Genomic DNA, 22,380 nt, shown 5'->3' on the forward strand with positions numbered 1-22,380 from the left:
ATCTGGGCGAGGCCCCTTTTTCTTACCATAAATTGTGGATATGGGAAATGGTTTTTATCGTTATTGTTAAAAATTGAGTACTTTAACAGGCCGATGTGATAATCGGCGCATTGTTGCTTTTTTCGTTTTGAAGTGTCAAAAATTACGAGGCTTTTTTCAGTTCAAACAGATGCGTTCCGGTTCGCTCAGAAGCAATCTTGTGATGCAGCTTATTTATGTCATAGCCGATTGCAAGAAGTATGCTCTGCGCAAGAACATTTTCTTTTCCGCGATACAGATATCTTCTGAAGTTCATGTCTTCTTTTACATTTGCGAAGGATCCTTCCGCTTGAATACTACGGTTCATTCTCAGTTGAGTTCCGTAATCGCTGGTTATCCGTTCAAGACATTCTGCTCGTTTTTCTTCCATTTTTCTTGAAACGGAAAGCTTCTTGTTTCTATCTTCAAACGCGGTCCTGCAGTTATTGCCCTTAATACAGTCTTTCTTGTATGGACAGTTGTTGCAGCTTTCGCACTCATATATAGTTACTTCCCGCTGATATCCCGTTGCTGTTTTTTGGGTTCTCTTGGATACTGCAGTGAGCTGTTTGCCATTTCTACATATGTAGCTGTCTGATTCGGAATTATAGTCCATGTTTTCACGTCTGCTTATGTCATTTCTGAACTTCCTTGTTTTTGAAAGCTCATAGTTCTGAGGCTTGATGTATGCAGTCTGTTCATTGGATTCGATAAAAATATAATTCTCTTCGCTTTCATAGCCTGCATCAGCAACGATATTCTTATACTTGAATGTAAGATGAACCTCCATGTCTTTAAGGAACGGAATCAGTGTAATGGTATCTGTTGGAGCTGGGAATACATCCAGCCATGTGACATACTCTGAGTCCACTCCATGCTGCAGGTTATATGCTGGTTTAAGCTGACCGTTGAGCATGGCATCTTCTTTCATCCTCATGAATGTTGCATCTGTATCAGTCTTTGAATAACTGTTTCTGGTTCCGCATACATAAAGCTTGTGGTTGTACTCTTTGAGTTTTTCTATGTATTCTTCAAGGGTTTCTATTGAACGCTGGAGTGGAGTCTTTCTTTTTCCAATACCATGTACGAACTGGATGCCTTCATCATCTTTGAGTTTATACAGTTTTTTCCTTAAACGCTTAATGGTGCGTAATGATATCTGATCTTTATAGACTACTTTTATCCCATAGAGCTCTTCACATTCAGCGCAGAAAATACATATCTTTTCAGTCAGCTTTATCATGTTCCTGGATACAGCTTTCTTCCATACAAAGGTGTATTTGTTGGCAACTGACTCTATCTTGGTTCCGTCGATAAAGATATTCTCACCTGAAATCTCACCAAGTTCGAGCAGTATGGTTCCGACCTGCGCCATGATCTGCTTAGCGCATTGCGAGAGATGAATTGATATAAATCTTGCTATGGTGGAATGATCAGGAGCAGGTGCTCCGTCTAGAAGGTACATGAAATTAATGTCTCTCTTGCAGGCAGACTCAATATCACGACTTGAATAGATTCTGTTCATTGCAGCATAGATCACAATCTTAAGCATCTGACGCGGTGAGGCCTGATTCTTTCTGATTCTGTCATAAGTCTCATAAAGATCAGAAAGATTCATTTCCTCCACAAATGCACTTACCAGGCGTACCGGATCATCAGATGGAATAGATATTTCTATGTCGAGCGGAAGTTTGATTTGATGATACAAGGAAGATACAGTATAATCTCCTTGTAAGATTTTGTTTAGTCGCATAAACATATTTTACAGCAAAAATCGGGCTTTTCGAAGCCCGATTTTTGTGCTAAACACAGTATTTTCGCATACAAAAAGGGGCCTCGCACTAATTTCTTAGTGCGACAGCCCCATGTCTTATCCCCCCCGAAAAAAAGCTGCAGGAAATTTTCCTGCAGCCTTTTGTTTCATCAGATCTTCATTGCAATGTCCCAGGCTCCCCAAATAGCTGAGCGGACATTTCCAACTTTCTTGCAGTCTCCAAGCAGATGTACGTTCTTGGCTGCCTGAAGAAGTGGGATTGGATGGTATCCTACTGACATGATAACGCTGTCTGCAGGAAGCTCCACTGTCCTGCCATCCTTAAGGTTTACCTTGACAGATTTCTCTGTGATCTCTGCTACACCTGCATTTAAGTAAACAGGAACCTTGTTGGTCCTAAAGCAGTCACGAAGGTAACTGGTATTTGCAAGACACATATTCTTAACTGCGATAAGGTCATCCTTCATCTCTACGATCTGAGGATTCTTGCCCTTTCTGAACAGGTCAAGAGCAATCTCGCATCCTGTAAGTCCACCGCCAATGATAACTACATCTTTGCCAACCTGTTTGTTGCCAAGAAGGTAATCTGTTGCATCCATGGCATATTCTGCTGCTCCAGGAATTGGAATCCTGTTAGCCTCTGCACCAGTTGCGATGATGTACTCATCTGCTGATGGAAGAGAATCTGTCTTAACCTCATAGTTGTAGTGTATCTTTACGCCAAGCTTTTTAAGCTGATGCTTCTGCCATGCGATGAGCTGCTTATCTTTCTCCTTAAATTCAGGAGCTGCTGCTGCGATGAACACACCGCCAAGCTCGCTTGTCTTTTCATAGATCTCAGGCTCATGTCCTCTAAGAGCAAGGATCCTTGCTGCTTCCATTCCGCCGATACCACCGCCGATGATGGCAACTCTCTTAGGATCATCAGTAGGTTTAACCCTGTACTTCTTGCTCTGCATGCTGCGAGGGTTAACTGCACATTTGCACATTCCTGCTGACTCTGTAAGGTCCTGATCGTTAGCTGTTCCGTTGTGTTTGGTAAGGTTAAAGCATGCTGAGTGACAACAGATGCAAGGACGGATCTCCTCTTCCTTGCCTTTCTTTAACTTAGATACCCACTTAGGATCTGCAAGGAACTGTCTGCCGACAGCCATGGCATCGATGCCACCTTCCTTAACGGCCTTGGCACCCACATCGGGCTCCATCTTACCAGCGCAGACAACAGGGATGTCCACAAACTTCTTGATGTGTTCAACATCCTCAAGGTTACAGTTCTGAGGCATATACTGTGGTGGATGTGCCCAGTACCAGGCATCATAGGTACCATTGTCGCAGTTGAGCATGTCGTAGCCAGCATCCTGAAGGTACTTGGCTGCGCGCTCAGACTCTTCCATATCTCTTCCGATCTCTTCGAAGTCCTCTCCTGGCATAGCGCCATACTGGAAAGCCTTGGTCATGGATCTTACTGAATACCTGAGAGAAACAGGGAAGTCATCTCCGCATTTCTCTTTTATCTCTTTTACGATCTCTACTGCAAAGCGGTAGCGATTCTCGAAGGATCCGCCGTAGTCATCAGTTCTCTTGTTGGTATACTTTAAGGTGAACTGATCAAGAAGATATCCCTCATGTACTGCATGGACCTCAACGCCGTCAACGCCAGCCTCTTTGCAGAGTCTTGCAGTCTCTCCAAAGGCGAAGATAATGTCCTTTATTTCTTTTTCAGTGATTGCTCTTGTTGTTACATCGTCAGCCCAGCGGTTAGGAAGAACTGAAGGAGCAGCTGTCAGATACTCTGCGTCGATGTATGGCTTAGCCAGAGTGTTAAGAGCCTTGTTCTTTGCAAGCATCGCAAGAGGTGCAGTAAGAGCAAAGCTTCTTCCAAAGCCTGCTGTCATCTGCACAAACATCTTTGCGCCAGTTGCATGGATCTCATCCATAAAGTCTTTAAGCTCTGCAAATTTCTTTTTATTCTGATACAGCCACTTACCTCCCAGCATGTCCTTAACAGGAGCAATACCCGGAATGATAAGTCCGCAGTCATGTTTTGCGATCTTTAAAAGAAGTCTTGCAGCCTCTTTGTCGAAATGGCTTCCCCCTGGTTCCATCCAGCCAAAAATACATGTTCCTCCCATAGGGGCCAGCACTATACGGTTCTTTATTTCCAGATTCCCAATCTTCCATGGGGTGAATAAAGCTTCATATTCCTGCTTCATGTAGCCTCGTCCTTTCACATTATTTTTTCTTGCCTAAATGTAGTTCCTTCATACCTTCTACTTCATCGCAGACAGACTTCATACTGCAGTGTCCGCAGTCTGTCGGCATGCCATCAAGGATGTGAGTTAGTGTTTTTGTTATGGCATCTATCTTGTCCGCGTTTGGAAGTATTTCTTTTACCAGCTTAGAGTCAGTAATAAAGATGATCCTGACATTCTTAACCCCTGTAACAGCCTTATATTTACTGATATAGGTGGCTCCAACCCTGGCAAAATCAATTCCCTTTTTGAGGGCATCTCTGCTTATACGTACCTGCTCCTGATTGCTCTGGGAAGATACCCTTACCATGTAGCCTTCCGGGAAAACATGGTATCTTACAAACTCAAGATTTCTGATAGCCTGAAAGGCCTTCTCTTCATCTGTCTCTTCTCCAAGGTCCTCAGTTTCAAGGATCACGACTCTGGCGAAGCCGCAGCCCCCGGAAATCTCCGGGATGTCCTTGCCATATATAAGGATCTCATCTTCAGTCACCTTTAAAGATGTGGTGACGCAGGTATAATTTACCGATGGCTCTGGCGCAGAGCCAAGTTCAAGTCCCGCATCTCTCTGCATGATGAACTCAGAATTATCCAGACACTTCCAGGCACTAGCAGAGGCAGCTGCTACTCTTTTGCCCTCAGAATGTGACAAAACGTCCATTGTCACATCGATCATATTGTCATATAACTTCATGGCTGTACTCCCCTTAGAACTTAATATCGGCCTTCTTGCGGTCAAATATTCTGTTGACCTGTGTGTAGGCCCATGCCATGAGCTTCTGATCAAGGTTCCAGAAATATATCACAAACAATACGCCTGTAACGATAGTAAGGATTTTTATTATTTTGAGAATGATCTTAACAGCTCTTTTCATCCTAAAAGTCCTTTCTTGTAAGGGTTATCTAGCCAGCCCTTTCTGTCTTGCATACTCAGCAGCACCAAGAGCTCCCATAAGCTGAGGGTCGATTGAAAGTTCAACAACCTTGAGCTTAAGAACCTGCTCGATGGCAGCCTTAAGTCCTGCGTTCTTAGCACATCCACCTGTAAGTGTGATGGAATCTGTAGCGCCAGCCTTCTTGGACATTACAAAGCATCTCTTTGCAACAGCCATCTCGATACCAGCTGCGATCTCGTCCATAGGCTTTCCTTCACCAACAAGGGTGATAACCTCAGACTCTGCGAAAACAGTACACTGAGCTGTGATAGGAATAACATTCTTGGCTGAAAGTGACAGATTTGAGAACTGCTCAAGAGTCATTTCAAAAGATCTTGCCATAGCCTCGAAGAATCTTCCTGTACCAGCAGCGCACTTGTCGTTCATGGCGAAATTCTTAACTGTACCATCTGTGTCGATGGAGATACCCTTAACGTCCTGACCACCAATATCGATGATAGCCTTAACAGAAGGGTTTGTTACATGCACGCCCATTGCGTGGCATGAAATCTCTGAGATATTCTCATCTGCAAAAGGAACCTTGTTACGTCCATAACCAGTACCAATAAGGTACTCAAGGTCCTTGGAACTATTAAGTCCATCAACCTGGCTGCAAACTTCCTTCATAGCAAGCTCAGCTGATTCCTGAGCAATGATCTTACTCTTGATGGTAGTACCTGCTACCATCTTACCTGTCTCATCAACGATCACGGCCTTTGTGTAGGTTGATCCTACGTCACATCCTCCAAAGTATTTCATAACTAAAAAGTCCTCCTTAAAAAAATTACATTATTATATTGGTATGATCACCATGTTGTGTCATCTTCGAAATCAAGAAGTGACGGGTCAACCGGTTCTGCTTTCATTACTGTTCTCATGAACTCATTTACTGAAGCTCTCATGTCTTTTCTGGATACCGTTCTTGGATCCATCAGATCGTGGCTGCACCAAAGGAGCTTGATCCCGCGCTCTCTTGCCTGATCTTCAAAAAGTCCCTGAACAGTTGCCATATTCTTACATGAAACGTGCTGATACATAAGAACGAAATCCACATTCCATGCTTCGCACTGTCTCCAGAGCTCTGTTACAACGTGGTCATAACCGCCGTTGGTGTGCCTTCTCATTACCATTCTCTCGTAGAGTCTTGCAAGGTCCTTTAAAGCCTCATCTCTGTCCTCTGTTTCAAGAGGCTTGGTGAAGTTCAGTGACTCCATCTCTACCAGGATATCTACACCCCAGCAGTTAGCCATCCAGTTGGAGAAGTTTGCATAGTAGTGAGCAGGTATGGACCAAACGATTGCTCTGTACTTCATCTTGCCGCGCCAAGCTTCGTCTTTGTGCTCGTAAGCCTTCATCATGAGCTTGTCGACTTTCTTGAAGGTGGAGATGATCCTTGGATCAAGTCCGCCGTCCATCTCGTAGTTCCATTTCCTGAAGAGCTCGTAGCATGGTCCGATGAGCTGTGGATGAGGAGTCTGGTTAATCTCCCATTTCTGGAGCTCATATTTTGTCTCTTCGTTAAATCTCTTCATTGCTGCAAAGTAAGCATCCCAGCTCCACTTTGCTCCTGTGTTTTCCTCGATAAACCTGATGCATCCCTGGATGTCTTTTACTGCTGCATCCATGATGGACTCATCCTCGTATCTTACAGGGAAAGCAAGGTGATATGTAGGAAGGTCCTTGAACCTTCTGTTTGTGTAGGATGATGCCATAACTGATCCGTCGCAGGGCATTGAGCTCGAAATGAAGCAGGCACCCATGTGAGGAAGTGCATCCACAACTACTGCGCCACACTCTGATGATGGAACAGGGCAGGTGTCTGATGGAAGTCCATAGGACTCAATGGCGTCAATGTATGGCATACATGCCAGCTGATCGATCTCTGACAAAAGAAATACTGGCATCAGCTGATAAGGAATACCAATAAGATCAGGGAATCCAGCCATGATCTGTGACATGGTCATCTCGTCGAAAAGAACTATCTTCTTGGAAAGAGCTGTGCTGTTTCCTACTTTCTCATCAGCCTTCATAAGAAGTACCAGGTTCTCTGCAACATATCTGAATATCGCATAGATAAGCTCGTGATGCATCTTAAGGGCTCTTCCGCGAAGACCAAGAGTGTTCTTATCCATAAATGAGTGGCAACAGAAGTATGAGATCATCCATCTGTAGTGAACTGCTCCCATCATGGCAGGAACCAGGTCTTTTGAGAAGGTTGCAAGAAGCATTCCCCACATTCTTGCCCACTCGTAGAAGTCAACGCCAGTGTCCTTGACACCTCTCCACTCACGTCTTACTGTGGCCATCTTGCCCTTGGCATAGAGCTTACCAAGCTGTTTTTCTCCGTTTAAAAGGAAGTCCTTAAACTCTTCCGGAGACATGTTCTTTAAAAGATCTGCTTCGTGGGTAAGACGCTTTTTTAGGCCTTTTGCATCTTTTCCCATGGACCTTGCTACGTCCTTCCAGTCAGTCTCTTTTATGAGGTCAGCCACAATGCCGCCAATCTCCTTCATGTTTTCAGCCTGAGCTTTCCAGTTTATTTCATCTTTTAATCTGAAATTCTTGGGATCTATATATCTCATACTGGCACCTCCTGTTTCTCCTTGTTCTGGCTCTTGATGCGCTTGATCTCAAGTGCCTCAACAAAAGCCTGGAAACGGGTACGGAGCTGACCTGAATTGTGTACGTTGTAGGATCTGTCAATTGAAAGTGTTGGCCATCCATATTCCTCTGTGAGGATGTGGCTGGCAAGAGGTCTTTCAAATGCCCAGAAGTCGCAGTACTTAACCTGCTCGTAAATGATACCGTCTGCGCCAAACTCTTTTGCAAGTCTGTCTGCTGTATCACGCCTCTGCTGAATCTTGTAGTCAGCCATGTATCTTGGACACTCGCTGGTCTTCATGTAGTGCCTTGCGATCTGCTTGACTACATCTTCCTCGTCATTAAGAATTATCTCTTCTCTTCCAGGGAATGAACCATAGCAGTATCTGTCAGCAACAACCATTGCTCCAGATTCCTCTAAGAGCCTTGTAAAATCAAGGTCGTCAACCTCTGATCCAACTACAAGTACTCTTGCTCTGAACCATGGCTTAGGATCTGGTTTTCTGTTTTTGATCTCCTCAAGGGTTTCCTTAAGAAGAGGAAGGATCTTGGCTGTAGGACATACGTAGCTCACAAGGCAGATAACATGGAACTCATAGCCTGTTACAGGCGGATTCTCAAGCTTACGCATGTTTCCTATCTCTGTGATCACTCTGCAGAGTTCGTTATGCTCTTTTACTGCCTTCCTGATAGCTTCGTCGGATACGTCTGTTCCAAGTTTTTCATGCATCACATCAAGGAGCCTTAGACGCATCTGCGTTGCTACCTGATCTACGTTGTAGTTTTCAACTTTGTAAGGCACATCTGTATGAGTTACAAAGAAGTGTGGTTTCTTGTTGCAGTCCAGGATCTCCAAATGCTCATAGCACCTGTTCATGGCAGAGCAGGCATCGACGCCGGCGATACCGTCAAGATATTCGTAGCCTCCCTCGATCCCTCTCTCCAATAAAGATCTGGCAAATTCACAGGTGTAGTTGGACATATAGTAAGTTGATATGTCGATAGAACCTGTTCTTGGTGCTCTCATGCGGGTCGAAAAGCAATTGTCAACATTTAAAAGAACTTCTGGCATGTGATAGCAGGTGTATCCGATGGCATACTGACCTTCCTTCTGCGCTTCCTTCACCAGGTCATTAGCAGCATCATCCAAAAGATTTTCAAATGTGATAAGATGTTTTAAATCCTGCACGGTTACCTCCTTTCTATGCCTTTATATTATTTTTAAATTCAAAAGAGCTTCCTCTGCGCCCTTTAATATTCCCGTATCGTCCGGCAATTCAAAAATGCTTTTTCCCTCGATGTCATTCTCTGTCATGGCATCATCTTGAGGGATAACAGATATCACCCTGACTCCGCCAATTTCTTTTTCAGTGATCTTCTCTGGAAGTGGTGCCCTGTTGACGATAAGTCCGATGTCATCGTACATCACCAGCTCATCAGCCACGTTCCTGATGGTCTCAATGATGGAAAGGCCTTTACGGCTTTGGTCAGAAACGCAGATAAGGTGCGTTACTTTTTCAAGAACACGTCTGTTGATCTGCTCTATTCCTGCCTCTCCGTCGATGACTACATAGTCAAAATCGTCCACAAGCATCTCTATTACTTTTTTAAGATAGGTATTGATCGCACAGTAGCAGCCAGCAGATTCAGGTCTTCCGATGGCAAGAAAAGCAAAGCCTTTTTGCTCATCAAGCGCATCATATAGTCTGAACTTGGCCTCTGCAAGAATGTCCTGGGTATCCTTGAGTTTCCCTGTAACGTCCTCTGCCACTCTCTTCCTTATCTGGTCAAGAGTTTCAGAAGGCTGCACCCCCAGAGCAACAGAAAGACCTACCGCCGGATCCGCATCAATAGCCAGGATCTTGGCGTCAGGCCTTTTTTTAGATAGAAGTCTTACAATAGCAGCAGAAAGAGACGTCTTACCAACGCCACCCTTTCCTGCCAGTGCAATGACTGTCGTATGGTCCGCCATAACTCCCCCTAAAAAGAAAAATTTGCCTATGTCTAATTATAATAAAAATGACTATTTTCCACAATAATTGTTTAGAATTATTTTATTAAATTGGCAAATATGATATTATATCAGTGGATATTTTCGTTATTTTTTTGGCAAATATAAATTTTGCACAATCAATAAAACAAATATTTTTGAGGGGGATTTCTAAAAAATGAAAGATCTTGTGCACATTTTTGAGCTCGAAGATCTACTGCAGGAAGCAAACAACAAGCTTGTCAGGCAAGGCAAGGAGGATGGCAAAAGAGCTCTTGGCTACACATGTTATTTCATGCCAGAAGTACTTCTTGACCTTCCCGGTTGTTTTTCCGTGCGTCTTCGTGCACCTCGCAGTGGTTCACCGGATATGGCTACATACTACATGTCAAACCGCACCTGCATGTATGGCAGATGCCTCTTAGAGCGCGCTTTAGAGGGAGGCTTTAACTTTCTTGACGCCCAGATGGCAACAGAGACATGTACCGTCACATGTAGATTCCAGGAGCATCTGCAGCTGATGGATATCATCAAAAATCCTGATTTCTTCTGCGAATTCACAGATGTTCCATTTAAAAAGAATGAAAACTCAATCGATCACTATGAGCAGCAGCTTAAGCATCACGTTTTAGACAAGCTCTCCGAGCACTTCGGAATTGATACTTCTGATGAAGCTCTTTTAAAGGCCATCGAGGAACATAACGAGATCTGTCGCCTGATCACTGAGATTGGCAGCTACAGAAAACTTGATGAACCCACCATTACCGGATGGGAGTTCTCTGTAATACAGCTGGCCACTCTGGTCTGCCCCAAGTACCTTATCATCGATATGCTGGGGGATATTGCAGAGCAGCTTAAGACCAGAAAGCCTGATGCCAAAAAGACCTATCGCTGCAAGGTGGTTCTTGCCGGCTCTGAGGAAGATGATCCTGATTTCATCAAGCTCATAGAGGAGTGCGGCGCCCTTGTTGTGGCTGACAGGCACTGCTACGGCTCTCTTCCTGGCCGGGAGGAGATCGTTGTTAAGGACGGCGAGACACCGCTTCGCGCCATTGCACGTCACTACCTTGATACCAGCGAGTGCCCTCGTTTCATGGAACAGCACACCATGCGTAAGAGGAAACAGTACCTTGCTGACATTGCAAAAGAATATAAGGCTGACGGTATCATAATCTCCCAGATGAAATTCTGTGAATACTGGAGCTATGAGAGGACCATCGATACCCTTATCCTTCCAAGAGACTACGGATATCCTGTGTGCTCCATCGAAAAAGAATATGTCAACAATGCGGTCGGACAGCTTCGTACAAGATTCCAGGCCTTTGTTGAGAGCATAGAGCTCAAGAATATTCAGAAGGAGGCCTGACGGATCATGAAAATCAGTTTTAAAGACGTAAAAGCTAAATACCGCGAACTCTTTGTAGTAGAAAAGAGTCCCGAGGAAAAAAATAAGCCCTTTGACGCCAAGAAAGCCGTAAAGGATTTTTGGTATGGCAAGCCTCACGAAGAGAGAAGGCTCGGTGATCTGTATGTAGGAAACACCGGTCTTTACAAGCACCGTGAGTGGCGTGGTGTCAAGGATACCATGTACTACTTTAACATGATCTGGCTCTACAACTATGCACACATGGTAACTGATATCATGAAGTATGGCGACGGCCCAAAGGGTGTCGTTGAGTTCGCAAAGGGAACAATGAGATACCGCTGGATGGGCCAGACATATCTTACAGTTATGCACTGGTTTGACAGAGGTCTTGAAGGTGTAAGAGGTGATGCCCTCAAGGCATCAGCATGGCACTACCGCGGAATGGTAAGCGAGACCATCAGACAGTTCATGAGGATGTTCGAGGCTGATAAAAAGCTCCACGGCGGGGAAGAGAACGAGCTTTGGAAAAAGACCATCGCCCACAACGAGACCTTAAGCGGAAACATCTTCTACGGCTGGAGAGATCAGCTTGATGATGTTGCCCTTGAAATGATCCCTTATTTCGTTTCAGTACACGTAAACAACCACACAGTTTTAAATTATATTGACGCAGCTCAGTCCATTGGACTTCCCGCAGATCCATGCCCTATGTGTCAGGCAGAATACGGTCTTTTTGTTCAGGATGATTATCCGGATTACAGCCCGGTTATGCTTACATCCAATGAGGCCTGCGACGGATCAGTTGCAACTTCCGTTCTTCAGGACTGGTTCCTTAACCGTCCACTTTACGCAATGCCTCAGCCAATGAGATATGATGATCCTCTTGTTCAGGAACATTGCCAGAAAGAGATCGAAGGTGCCTGGAAGTTTATTGAAGAACAGTTTGGCATCAAGATGGACTGGGATCAGTATGTTAAGCATGCTCAGAGCTTCAACAAGCTCACTGAATTTGAATGGGAAAAATGGGATGTTGCAGCAAACACTCCTTACTATCCAATTACAGGTGTTGCTCAGGCTCTTTACAGAATTTACTACTCTCAGGATGGCGACAGACCAATCTGGCATGAGATGGATGCCCATGTAAAAGCTATCATGGACAGAACTGTAAAGAACAAGATCAACTGCTTCCCAAAGACAAGACACCGTGCAATCGCATGGAGCTGCGCACCTCTTTATTACTCACACTGGTGCACCTGGGCTTACAACTGCTGGGGTATCAACACCATCATCAACATGGATTCACTTATGTTTGATCAGTATCTTAGAACAGATACTTACGAGCATGCCCTTGAAGATCTTTCCTGGTTCAATGAAAAGGCACCTATGCGTGCAATGGCAGTAGGCGGACACGAACACATTCTTTCCCTGTTTGATTACATGGAGAGATTCCACTGCGATATGGTCATCATGTATGATCAGCTCCAGTGCAAAGGAATGCAGGGCATCCACGGAGTTTTCGAGGATGAGTTCAGAAAGAGAAACATCCACGCAATCTGGATTCCTCATGCTCTTCCTGATAAGAGAACAGTTTCAAGAGCTGAGATCCGTGATATTATCAATGACTACATGACCACAGTAATGAGAGAAGAGCCACTTGATCCTACACTTCTGGATTTCGACGACTCAATGAGCTGGTAAGGAAGGGGGATAATAAGTATGAAGGCTATCGGAAAATTCTTTTTCAAACTGGTCAGGACCATTGTTGTCATCTACGCAGTACTGTTCGCAGTATTCTACTGGGACCTTGACGGAAAGTTCCTTTACTATATCTGGGAGCCACTTATGGTAAAGAGATTCGACAACATGAAACGTGATGACACTCTCAAGACACCATATACGATGAAAGATAACGTGGAATAAATAGTGCCATAGAAATAGACGGTTCTTTTCAAGACAGAGGGGACGGTTCTCTCTGTCTCCCTTGGAGGGAGACAAGAGAACCGTCCCCTTGTCTTAAAAAGAACCGTCACCGTGGCTTGTTCCCTATCTTTTATTAGCAATCGATCCTTATCACTGCCCCAGTAAGGTCCGCAAACTTAAGGCTTCCCTTAAAGGTCTTTTTCTCACCCATAAGATCTGTCAGGGTGATGTTCTCACCATCAATGTTGATGCTGCTTACATACTCCATCAGCACTTCATCAGGATTAGAATCCCGAAAAGCTGTAGAAAGGCACATATACAATCCCTCCTTACTCAACTGAACTAAGGAGATCTAAGATCTCTTTCTTGATATCAGCGTTGACTTTAAGCGCTTCTTCTCTGGAGCTTCTGTTTGAGTAGAAGTAGAACTTGATCTTTGGCTCTGTTCCACTTGGTCTTACTGCAAACCATGAGCCGTTATCAAGGAAAAGTCTGATAGCGTTCTGAGGTGGAATGTCCTCGTAGCCGTTGATGTAGTCAATGACCTTATCAACCTTTGCGCCTGCAACCTCTGTAGGAATGTTATCCCTAAAGAACTTCATCATGCGTGAAATACGCTGCTGTCCTGCAATTCCTTCAAGCACAAGGTTTGGCTCATCCTCAGCAAAGAATCCGTACTTTGCATAAATCTCATTAAGTACATCCCAAAGGGTCTTGCCCTGCTTTCTGTAGTAAGCTGCTGCCTCAGCAACCATCATTCCTGCTGAGATTCCGTCCTTGTCTCTTATGTCTTCGCAGATAGCGTAGCCTACTGACTCCTCATATCCAAAGAGATACTGATAGCCGTTCTCATGAAGGTAAGGAATCTTACCACAGATATTCTTAAATCCTGTAAGGGTCTCAAACATCTCAACGCCGTAAGCCTTGGCGATTATGGTTGAAAGAGTTGATGTAACAATGGACTTGACCATAGCTCCCTTAGCTGGAAGTGTGCCAGCACTCTTGTGTCCCTCAAGGACATAGTTAACAAGAAGGTATCCAGTCTGGTTACCGTTAAGTGGAACATAGTTTCCATTGTCATCTCTGATCTCAATGGCAAATCTGTCTGAGTCAGGGTCTGTAGCCATAAGAAGCTCAGCGCCAAACTCTCTTCCGTACTTCTCTGAAAGAGCAAAGGCTTTTGGATCCTCAGGATTAGGGTATCCTACAGTAGTAAAGTCAGGGTCTGGATTTTCCTGTTCAGGAACGATCTTCCAGTTAGTGAAGCCCCTGTCGTTGAGCATCTGTCTAAATGGAATTGATCCGCATCCATTAAGAGGTGTGTAAACAAGCGGAATAGAAAGATCAAGCTCATCTCCCTCATGGATTGCAAGACTCTCGATCTTATCAAGATATTCCCTGTCATATTCCTGTCCAAGGACAATTATCTTACCAGCCTTAACACCCTCGTTATAGTCTGATTTCTTTATTCCTGTCCAGATATCTACAGCGTTGATACACTTGGTCATGCCATCAGCAACCTCAGCTGAAACCTGGCATCCATCGTCCCAATATGCCTTGTAACCGTTATAATCCTTAGGGTTATGGGATGCTGTGATATTGATACCTGATACAGTGCCCAGTCTCCTTATCATGAATGCAAGCTCAGGCGTTGGGCGAAGGCTTGGGAAGGTGTAAACCTTGATGCCATTAGCCGCAAAGATACCTGCTGCCAGCTCTGAAAACTCCCTTGAAAAATGTCTTGGATCATGGGCGATAACAACGCCTTTGTCCATGGCTTCCTGACCCTTTGAAACGATATAGTCCGCAACGCCCTGGGAAGCCTTACCAACTGTAAAAAAGTTCATGCGGTTTGTTCCAGCGCCAACCTTACCGCGAAGGCCTGCTGTACCAAAGGACAGATCCTGATAGAATCTCTCCTCTTTATCCTTTTCATCTGATGCGATGGCAACAAGTTCTGCCTTTAATGGGTCAGAATCTGAAAGCTTACTAAGCCACTCCTCGTATCTTGCCTGATAATCCATAAATTGTCCTCCATTTGTATCTAAAAAAATTAATCCAGGTGGAAAAGAACTGGCAGATCAACAGCAACAGGGCTGTTGTCAGGATTGGTCTCCATAATGTCTGCCATAAAGTCCCACCATTTTCTGTTTATGGCTGTGTCTGCGCCCTTGTTCCAGAGCTCCTCGTCCTCAATCTCAATGTATCCAAAAAGTGTAAGAGTCTCTTTATCCAGGCAGATGGTGTAGTTCTTGCCGCCATGCTCGTGGATCATGTCGATCATCTCTGGCCACAGCTCATTGTGGCGCCTCTCATACTCCTTTTCCTGTCCTTCGTAGAGTTTCATCTTGAATGTCTTGATCATTTCCTGTTATCCCCCTTTTTTGCCTTGATCTTTAATGTCTTTAAATACTCTTTTTGCTCCGGAGTTATCCGATAGCTCTCTACCGCTTTCTGAATGGCCTTGTTGTGGGTCCACACATCCAGCTTTTTACCTTCTATAAACGGAAGTATGCTGTCATACTGCTTAGCCAGCGCTGTTGCGAAGTACCAGGCGATCATCATGTTGACATAGTACTCATCTGAGCGAAGAGCCGCCACCATCTTGGGGTACTTAATGTCATAGTCTTCATCAAGGAAGTGCTCCATGAGCATTCCTATGCCAAAACGGATGGTGTAGGTCTTATCTGACTTTATCCATTCCTCTATATGTTTAAGAAGCTCCATCTTATGCTTCTTAAACACCTTGGGCGACATCTGATCGCAGGTTGCCCAGTTGTCCACATATGGAAGAAATGCTTCAAGTTCCTCCATTGCCCTGTCATAGTCCTTGATACCGGAGATGATAAAGGCGTGGAGCTGGTCCTCATCAAAGTATTTGTGAGGAAGATCTCTTAGAAACTCTTCATAGTCTCCGGCCTTTGATATTTCTTTTGCCAGAGCTCTCAGCTGCGGCGTTCTGACTCCTATCATAACCTCCGAAGTCTTGCCAGGAATAAGTCCTGCCTGAAAATCCCTGTACTTAATGTCCTGCCTTGTAAACAGCTCTTCCTGAATCTTAATTGTATCATAATTTGCCATTGTTGTTTATGACCCCCTCGCAGTCAAATTCCGGGATGAAACTCTCATCTGCAGTTTCCCCAACCTGGACAAAAGCTTTGGTGATCCCCAGTGTCTGTGCATATGTTATAAGGCTGTCGTAATCTCTTTTGCTGACCTTCCTATCAATCTCAGGGTAGCCAGAAAGCTCCCCATTTGGAGTGTACTGGTTCATGAGACTAAGATAAATTCCATCGCCGTAATGCTCATACAGGTACTTTACTATGAGCTTGGCCTGGATCAGCATTCCCGGCATCAGAAGGTGCCTTACTACCACACCTTTTTTCATGATAGTATCTCCGTCCTTTTCAGGGAAAAAGAGATTTTCCGGGCACTGGCGGACCATCTCATCAATAGCCTCTTTTGCAGCATTGACATATCCTCGGGCATTACTGTATCTGACCGCATCCTCATCTCTTATATACTTAAAGTCCGGAAGGTAAATATCAATAAGGCCCTCAAGGCTCTTTACCGTATCGAGGTTAAGATACGAAGATGTGTTTAAGAGAAATGGAAGGTCAAAGCCCCTATTTTTGGCTTCTTTGATAGCCTCTCTTATTGTGGGAATGAACATATCCCCAGTCACCAGGTTTATGTTGTTTGCGCCTTTTTCCTTAAGTTCAAAAAAGATCTCTATAAGGCGCTCTTTATCTATGAAAAGTCCGGTTTCACCGCGGCTTATCTTTTTGTTCTGGCAAAAAACACAGCCCATGTTACAACCAGAAAAGAAGATGGTGCCTGAACCTCTTTTCCCGGAGATGCAGGGTTCCTCCCACATATGAAGAGCTGCCCGGGCAACCTTTAAAGTATCTGGCACTTTGCAGTAGCCTATCCCGGCAGTTCTGTCCACTTTGCAGTTTCTTGGGCACAGCGTGCAACTTTTATACTCTGTCATAATGCTATGATAACATTAATGAATCTGTTCAAAAATATTAAGAAATTAGTCACACACATTTAGAGATGACTGTGTTATTATTGTTTCCGTAATCGTTTATCATAAGGTACCAACAGGAGGATTCCATGGGAGGATTTTTTGGCGTTGCATCTCGTGAAAGTGCGGTTTTTGACCTGTTCTACGGAACCGACTATCACTCACATTTAGGAACCCGTCGCGCAGGAATGGCTGTGTACGACAAGAAAAAAGGGTTCGATCGCTCTATCCACAACATTGAGCGCTCTTATTTCAGACCGAAATTCGAAGACGATATGATGAAAATGGAGGGGCATTTAGGAATTGGCTGTATTTCAGACTTTGAGCCACAGCCGCTTATTGTTCGCTCCCATCACGGAACTTATGCCATAACAACAGTTGGCAAGATCAACAACATCGACGAGATCACAAACAAGCTCTTTGCCGATAATCGCTCACACTTCCTTGAGATGAGCGGCGGCGACATCAATCCTACTGAGCTTGTAGCTTCTATCATCAATCAAAAGGTAACCATTGTAGAGGGTATCAGATATGCCCAGGAGATCATCAAGGGCTCAATGTCCTTGCTTCTGATGACAACAGAGGGTATCTACGCTGCACGAGACCGCTACGGAAGAACACCTGTGGAAATTGGTCACAAGGACGAAGGTTACTGTGTCTGCTTTGAAAGTTTTTCCTATTTAAATCTTGGATATGACCCATACAAGGAACTTGGCCCTGGAGAGATCGCGTATATTACTCCCGAGTCAGTTGAGATCGTTGCTCCTGCCTTTGACGACATGAGGATCTGTACTTTCCTGTGGATCTACTATGGATTCCCTGCATCAACCTACGAGGGACTCAGCGTAGAGACAATGAGGTACGGCTGCGGCGCCAAGCTTGCAGAGCGCGATATGCAAAGAGGCTTACATCCTGACCTTGTTGCAGGAGTACCTGATTCAGGAGTAGCCCACGCCATCGGATATTCCAACACTTCAGGAATCCCTTATTCAAGACCATTTGTAAAATATACTCCCACATGGCCAAGGTCATTTATGCCTACTATCCAGTCAAGGCGTGACCTTATCGCCAAGATGAAGCTGATCCCTGTTAACCAGCTCATCAAGAACAGGAGCCTTCTTCTTATTGATGATTCGATCGTAAGGGGAACTCAGCTGCGTGAAACCACAGAATTCCTTTATAAGAGCGGCGCCAGCGAAGTTCATATAAGACCTGCATGCCCACCTCTTATCTACGGCTGTAAGTACCTTAACTTCTCAAGGTCCAATACTGAGATGGAGCTCATCACAAGAAGAGTAATTGAGAAGCTCGAAGGTTATCCTTCACCTAATGAGGAGACCGTAAGAAAATACACAGATCCTGATTCACCTCAGTACGCAGCAATGCTTGAGGAGATCAGAAAAGAACTTAATTTCACATCCCTGCACTACCACAGACTTGATGACATGGTTGAAGCTATTCCTATAGAGCCATGCAAGCTCTGCACATACTGCTGGAGCGGAAAAGAGTAACCAGAATAATTTTCATTATTTACAACATAACAAAAAACCCTCCTGCCTTAAGGCTCATCGCTTGACCTCGGCAGGTAGGTTTTTTTATTATGTCAAATAAGCAAATTATTTCACTAAAACTAATACTTAGTCCATATCATCGAGCCATACATCCAGAGCTTTTTCAAGGGTGATGGTCATGTCTTTTATCTCCATTCCGTCCTGAGCAAAATAGAGCTTCAAGTAGAAGGTTGAAAAGCTGGGACTGATATCCATTTCGATAGTCTTCCACTCTTTCTCATGGCCTGCAAGAGTAATCATTCCTACAACCTCTTTGTCCTTGGTGATGGTAAGAGGAATCTGGGCAAGATCACTCTTGGTGTTGGCTCTTACTGTCATTGTAAGCTTGTAATAGCCCCACTTCTTGAAGGCCACAGATACCATGTTGGTGGTATTTCTAGCGGTTACTATACTGCTTACATCAACCTTTCCAACGCCGTCATCGCCAACTCTGCAGTCGATCATCTTATCAAAGAGAAGCTCTTCCTCATCTGCATCCTCTTCAAGTTTGAGATCCAGTTCATTGCCCTCTCCAATATATCTTGCAAATACAGGCTTGTTCATGACGAACCTGCAGATGTTTGCTGCGCATCTCTGGAATTCTGCTCTTGTTACATCTCCTGCAGCCAGAGCCTCGTCAGAGTTATCGCCGTTTGAGTTATTCTCAGAATCACCGCATACCATGTAAAGATCATTCTGTGCTCTTACTACAGATGCGGTGTCAGTTCTTTTTCCCTGTCCGAACTTACCAGCCTCAGCCCACCAGTCGGTCATGATGATGCCTTCAAATCCCCATTCGTTTCTGAGGATCCTGGTGATCAGGTCATAGCTTGATGAGGTGTAATATCCGTTAACTACGCCATAGGAGCTCATTACAGCGTGAGCACCAGCCTCTTTTACTGCAATCTCATATCCCTTAAGGTATATCTGTCTGATAGCTCTCTGGGATGCAACGTGCTCAACAAAACGCCTTCCTGTTTCCTGAGTGTTCAGGGCAAAGTGCTTGATGGTTCCTGTAACACCGATCTGGTGCATGCCCTTAAGCTGTGCTGCTGCGCTCTTTCCTGTAAGGAATGGATCCTCTGAGAAATACTCAAAGTTCCTGCCGTTAAGGGGATGTCTGTGAAGGTTCATTCCAGGTCCCAAAAGGACATCTATCTTGTTCTTTCTAAGTTCAAGACCTTCCCACTTATACAGATCTTCAAGAAGGTCCATATTCCAGGTTGATGTAAGGCAGGTTCCATTTGGCATAGCAAAGGCTGTCTTACCTGAGTCCATTCTGATCCCGGAAGGGCCATCTGAACAGCATGCTACAGGAATTCCGTAGCCTAAAAGAGAATCTGTCACGCCGCCAAATGCTCCGCCGCATCCTGGTGTAACCTTAGGTGAGCTCATCCCCTCACCTCTGCAGATGCAGGCAAGATCCTTATCAGAGAGCTGTGCAATGAAGTCATCCATGGATACCTTGCCATGGTATACATCAGTCAGCTTGTATCCCTTATCGCCAGTCTGAGCTATTTCTTTTGGAAGCTCAGCTATGCGCACCTGCTCTGGATCAACTGTGGCAACTGGTACATCCTCATATTCAACAACGTACCCATCGCCTGCAGCCACGGCCTTCATTCTCTTATAGGCAATAGTTGGGGCAAGAGTCTCTGTAAGCTGCTCAACAACTACTGTTTCATCAATTTCCTGATCAGCGGCCTTTACTGCACTTCTTACATCGCTTCCAACATAGAAGGAGTAGTTGCCCTTCTCAAGTACATAAGCGTTCTTGTGACCTGTCACGCCGCTGTCATCAAAGCTTGCAAGGTCATAAGCTGAAATATCAAATACAAAGCTCTCAAACTGGCCTGGCTCAAGCTCTTTTGTCTTGTCAAAAGCAATAAGCTCTCTTGCTGGATTGCCAAGTCCGCCCTGTGGCTTACCTGCGTAAACCTGAACAACCTGCTGGCCCTTTCTGTCCCCTGTGTTGGTGACTGTAACTTCGATGGAAGCTCCGTTCTCATCACATTTAAAAGACTTAACAGCTATATCAAAAGTAGTGTATGAAAGTCCAAATCCAAAGGGGTAGAGGACCTTGTCTTTTGCAAAGGTCTCAAAGTAGCGGTATCCAACGTAGATGTCTTCCTGCTGGATATTCCTCTCCTTGCTGCCAAAGGATGAATCTGAAGGGTAGTCCTTGATGTCTTTTGCAATTGTATCTGTGAGCCTTCCGGAAGGATTAACGTCTCCTGATAAAACGTCAACAGCGCCGTATCCGCCTACCTGACCGCCCTGCCAGATGTACATTACTGCAGATGGGTTATATTGTGAAACCCACTTCATATCTATGATATTGCCCACATTTAAAAGAACTACTGTCTTTTCAAAGGCGCCTGTTACAGCCTCAAGCATAGCATTCTCTTTATCTGTCAAAAGAAAACTTCCGCTCTTTGAGCTGTTGTCCTGGTCCTCTCCTGCGGTTCTTCCAATAAGGACAACGGCAACATCTGAGCCTGCTGCGATCTTTTTTGCAAACTCAGGTGTGATGTCCATCTCTTCCTGGAACCATGGCTCTGAAGCCCAGCCCTCGCCCTTATCAAATGGATGGTCCCCAATCCAGGCGTCGTAGGTATCAACAAGCTCCTGATTTAGAGTAAATCTCTTATCCTCTAAAAGAGCCTCCTTAACACCGATCACGTACTTGGTGTTGACCATACCTCCTGAGCCAGTACCACTCTTATAGTAGTTGTACTGGCTTCTTCCAAAAAGAGCTATCTTAGTGCCTTCCGCAAGGGGAAGAACATTTCCATCATTCTTAAGAAGTACTGCACCCTCTGCAACACTGCGGCGTGCAACTTCTGCAAATTTATCGGCGTCAAATACTTTTCCAGCCATTAAATCCTCCAATATCTAAAAGCTTAAACGTTTTCGTTGCGCTAATAGTATACTGATAAAACTTCCTTTAAGTAAACCCCTAAAAGTGTTTTTATTAATTTTTATTTTTTGCCATTTTCCTGACCGTAAATAACATAGTCACAAAGCAGGCTGTACCACCAATAACGTTACTGATGGGCTCAGCTGCAAAGACTCCGTCAGTGCCCATATGGAAGAAATAAGGAAGTATGTAAGTCAGTGGCACAACAATAAATGCCTTTCGGAACAGTGAAAAGAAAATTGCGTGTCCCTTTCGTCCTAATGACTTAAATACAACCTGTCCCGAGTGCTGGAAGGTCATGAAGATAAATGTCGAAAAATACAGGTTAAATGCAGGGATGGCATCCGCAAGAATGGTCTTGTCATTGCTGAAAATGCCAATAACTGCCGCAGGGAACATCCGGATGAACATCCATACGATAAAGGTATAGCCAAATTCCATGGCCACCATGATGGCTATGGAGCGCTTGATTTTATCAAAACGCCTTGCGCCATAGTTGTAGCTGATAATGGGAGAGGTTCCCTCAGATATGGCAAGAATCGGTGTTTCCATCATCTGGCGGGCAGAGTTTACCATTGTCATCACAGAGACATACAGATCGCCACCTACGTTTGAAAGGACACTGTTGCAGGACACTGATACCATTGCATTGGTAAACTGCATGATAAAGGCTGCTGTTCCAAGACCTATGATGCTTCTTGCTGTCTTGCCACAGTTTTTTATCTCAGAAGCTGACATGATCTTAAGGTTATATGTACATCTGTCTCCAAAAAAGAATCTCAGAACATATATGGCAGAAAGGGCCTGTGAGATCACAGTTGCAATAGCTGCCCCCTCCGGGCCAAGGCCAAAGACAAAGATAAAGATGGGGTCAAGGATGATGTTGGCTGCTGCCCCCACCACAATTGTGGTCATTCCTATAACTGCATAGCCCTGGGCTGTTATAAAGGGATTCATTCCTGTGGAGATCATGGAAAAGATCGTTCCAAGCATGTAGATCCTAAGATAAGGAAGAGCATAGACC

General features: G+C 44.6%; 19 protein-coding genes. 4 read left to right on the forward strand and 15 right to left on the reverse strand.

Going from position 1 to position 22,380, the window contains the following annotated elements:
* Positions 1-142: 142 nt before the first annotated feature.
* The 8 genes from J6I68_RS10915 to J6I68_RS10950 form a co-directional block, all read right to left on the reverse strand.
* Entirely contained in the window at positions 143-1,771 is a 1,629-nt protein-coding gene (locus J6I68_RS10915; protein WP_292220289.1) for an IS1182 family transposase, read from the reverse strand.
* A 170-nt stretch (positions 1,772-1,941) separates the two neighbouring features.
* Positions 1,942-4,005 (reverse strand): oxidoreductase, encoded by a 2,064-nt coding sequence (locus J6I68_RS10920; protein WP_292220290.1) that lies wholly within the window; start codon positions 4,003-4,005, stop codon positions 1,942-1,944.
* 19 nt (positions 4,006-4,024) lie between these two features.
* Entirely contained in the window at positions 4,025-4,738 is a 714-nt protein-coding gene (locus J6I68_RS10925; protein ID WP_292220291.1) for a hypothetical protein, read from the reverse strand.
* A gap of 13 nt (positions 4,739-4,751) precedes the next feature.
* Positions 4,752-4,919 carry a hypothetical protein gene (locus J6I68_RS10930; protein ID WP_292220293.1) on the reverse strand — a complete coding sequence of 56 codons (168 nt, stop codon included), beginning with the start codon at positions 4,917-4,919 and terminating at the stop codon, positions 4,752-4,754.
* 24 nt (positions 4,920-4,943) lie between these two features.
* The gene (locus J6I68_RS10935) at positions 4,944-5,738 is read right to left on the reverse strand and encodes an acyl-CoA dehydratase activase (RefSeq protein ID WP_292220295.1); all 795 of its coding nucleotides are present in this window, start codon (positions 5,736-5,738) and stop codon (positions 4,944-4,946) included.
* A 47-nt stretch (positions 5,739-5,785) separates the two neighbouring features.
* Complete coding sequence (locus J6I68_RS10940) at positions 5,786-7,561, reverse strand: 2-hydroxyacyl-CoA dehydratase family protein (RefSeq protein WP_292220297.1); 1,776 nt, start codon at positions 7,559-7,561, stop codon at positions 5,786-5,788.
* Positions 7,558-8,769, reverse strand: coding sequence for a 2-hydroxyacyl-CoA dehydratase family protein (locus J6I68_RS10945; protein WP_292220299.1), 1,212 nt, complete (start codon positions 8,767-8,769; stop codon positions 7,558-7,560). Before J6I68_RS10945 ends, J6I68_RS10940 begins: the two co-directional genes overlap by 4 nt.
* 21 nt (positions 8,770-8,790) lie before the next feature.
* Positions 8,791-9,552 carry a nucleotide-binding protein gene (locus J6I68_RS10950; protein WP_292220300.1) on the reverse strand — a complete coding sequence of 254 codons (762 nt, stop codon included), beginning with the start codon at positions 9,550-9,552 and terminating at the stop codon, positions 8,791-8,793.
* A gap of 196 nt (positions 9,553-9,748) precedes the next feature.
* Here J6I68_RS10950 and J6I68_RS10955 point away from each other — a divergent pair, with 196 nt between their 5' ends.
* The 3 genes from J6I68_RS10955 to J6I68_RS10965 are packed head-to-tail and all read left to right on the forward strand — an operon-like array spanning position 9,749 to position 12,856.
* A complete protein-coding gene (locus J6I68_RS10955) occupies positions 9,749-10,936 on the forward strand; it encodes a 2-hydroxyacyl-CoA dehydratase family protein (protein WP_292220301.1) in 1,188 nt (395 codons plus the stop codon).
* Positions 10,937-10,942: 6 nt separating this feature from the next.
* Positions 10,943-12,634: a 2-hydroxyacyl-CoA dehydratase family protein gene (locus J6I68_RS10960; protein ID WP_292220303.1), complete on the forward strand. Its 1,692-nt coding sequence runs from the start codon at positions 10,943-10,945 to the stop codon at positions 12,632-12,634.
* Between the two features lie 18 nt (positions 12,635-12,652).
* The gene (locus J6I68_RS10965) at positions 12,653-12,856 is read left to right on the forward strand and encodes a hypothetical protein (RefSeq protein WP_292220305.1); all 204 of its coding nucleotides are present in this window, start codon (positions 12,653-12,655) and stop codon (positions 12,854-12,856) included.
* 133 nt (positions 12,857-12,989) lie between these two features.
* Here J6I68_RS10965 and J6I68_RS10970 read toward each other — a convergent pair whose 3' ends face one another.
* Genes J6I68_RS10970 through J6I68_RS10990 form a run of 5 tightly spaced genes read right to left on the reverse strand, consistent with a single transcriptional unit; the run spans position 12,990 to position 16,805 of the window.
* Positions 12,990-13,172: a CooT family nickel-binding protein gene (locus tag J6I68_RS10970; protein ID WP_292204904.1), complete on the reverse strand. Its 183-nt coding sequence runs from the start codon at positions 13,170-13,172 to the stop codon at positions 12,990-12,992.
* Between the two features lie 13 nt (positions 13,173-13,185).
* Positions 13,186-14,880 carry a phospho-sugar mutase gene (locus tag J6I68_RS10975; protein WP_292220306.1) on the reverse strand — a complete coding sequence of 565 codons (1,695 nt, stop codon included), beginning with the start codon at positions 14,878-14,880 and terminating at the stop codon, positions 13,186-13,188.
* A 29-nt stretch (positions 14,881-14,909) separates the two neighbouring features.
* Positions 14,910-15,221, reverse strand: a complete 312-nt coding sequence (gene rhaM / locus J6I68_RS10980; RefSeq protein WP_292204908.1) for an L-rhamnose mutarotase — start codon at positions 15,219-15,221, stop codon at positions 14,910-14,912.
* Positions 15,218-15,937, reverse strand: a complete 720-nt coding sequence (locus tag J6I68_RS10985) for a DNA alkylation repair protein (protein WP_292220308.1) — start codon at positions 15,935-15,937, stop codon at positions 15,218-15,220. The genes rhaM and J6I68_RS10985 overlap by 4 nt, the downstream gene beginning before the upstream one ends.
* Positions 15,924-16,805 carry a radical SAM protein gene (locus J6I68_RS10990; protein ID WP_330622490.1) on the reverse strand — a complete coding sequence of 294 codons (882 nt, stop codon included), beginning with the start codon at positions 16,803-16,805 and terminating at the stop codon, positions 15,924-15,926. Before J6I68_RS10990 ends, J6I68_RS10985 begins: the two co-directional genes overlap by 14 nt.
* A 170-nt stretch (positions 16,806-16,975) precedes the next feature.
* Between J6I68_RS10990 and J6I68_RS10995 the strand changes: the two genes are divergently transcribed.
* Positions 16,976-18,397: an amidophosphoribosyltransferase gene (locus J6I68_RS10995; protein WP_292220312.1), complete on the forward strand. Its 1,422-nt coding sequence runs from the start codon at positions 16,976-16,978 to the stop codon at positions 18,395-18,397.
* Between the two features lie 126 nt (positions 18,398-18,523).
* Here the strand turns inward: J6I68_RS10995 and J6I68_RS11000 are convergent, their stop codons facing one another.
* Together J6I68_RS11000 and J6I68_RS11005 are read right to left on the reverse strand one after the other, a co-directional pair.
* Entirely contained in the window at positions 18,524-21,316 is a 2,793-nt protein-coding gene (locus tag J6I68_RS11000; RefSeq protein ID WP_292220314.1) for a glycoside hydrolase family 3 protein, read from the reverse strand.
* 94 nt (positions 21,317-21,410) lie between these two features.
* Positions 21,411-22,380 (reverse strand): MATE family efflux transporter (locus tag J6I68_RS11005; protein ID WP_292220316.1); only part of this gene is annotated, 970 nt, incomplete at its 5' end.

Origin of the sequence: Butyrivibrio sp., from assembly GCF_017940685.1 — a bacterium.
In the GTDB taxonomy this organism is placed as follows: domain Bacteria; phylum Bacillota; class Clostridia; order Lachnospirales; family Lachnospiraceae; genus Butyrivibrio.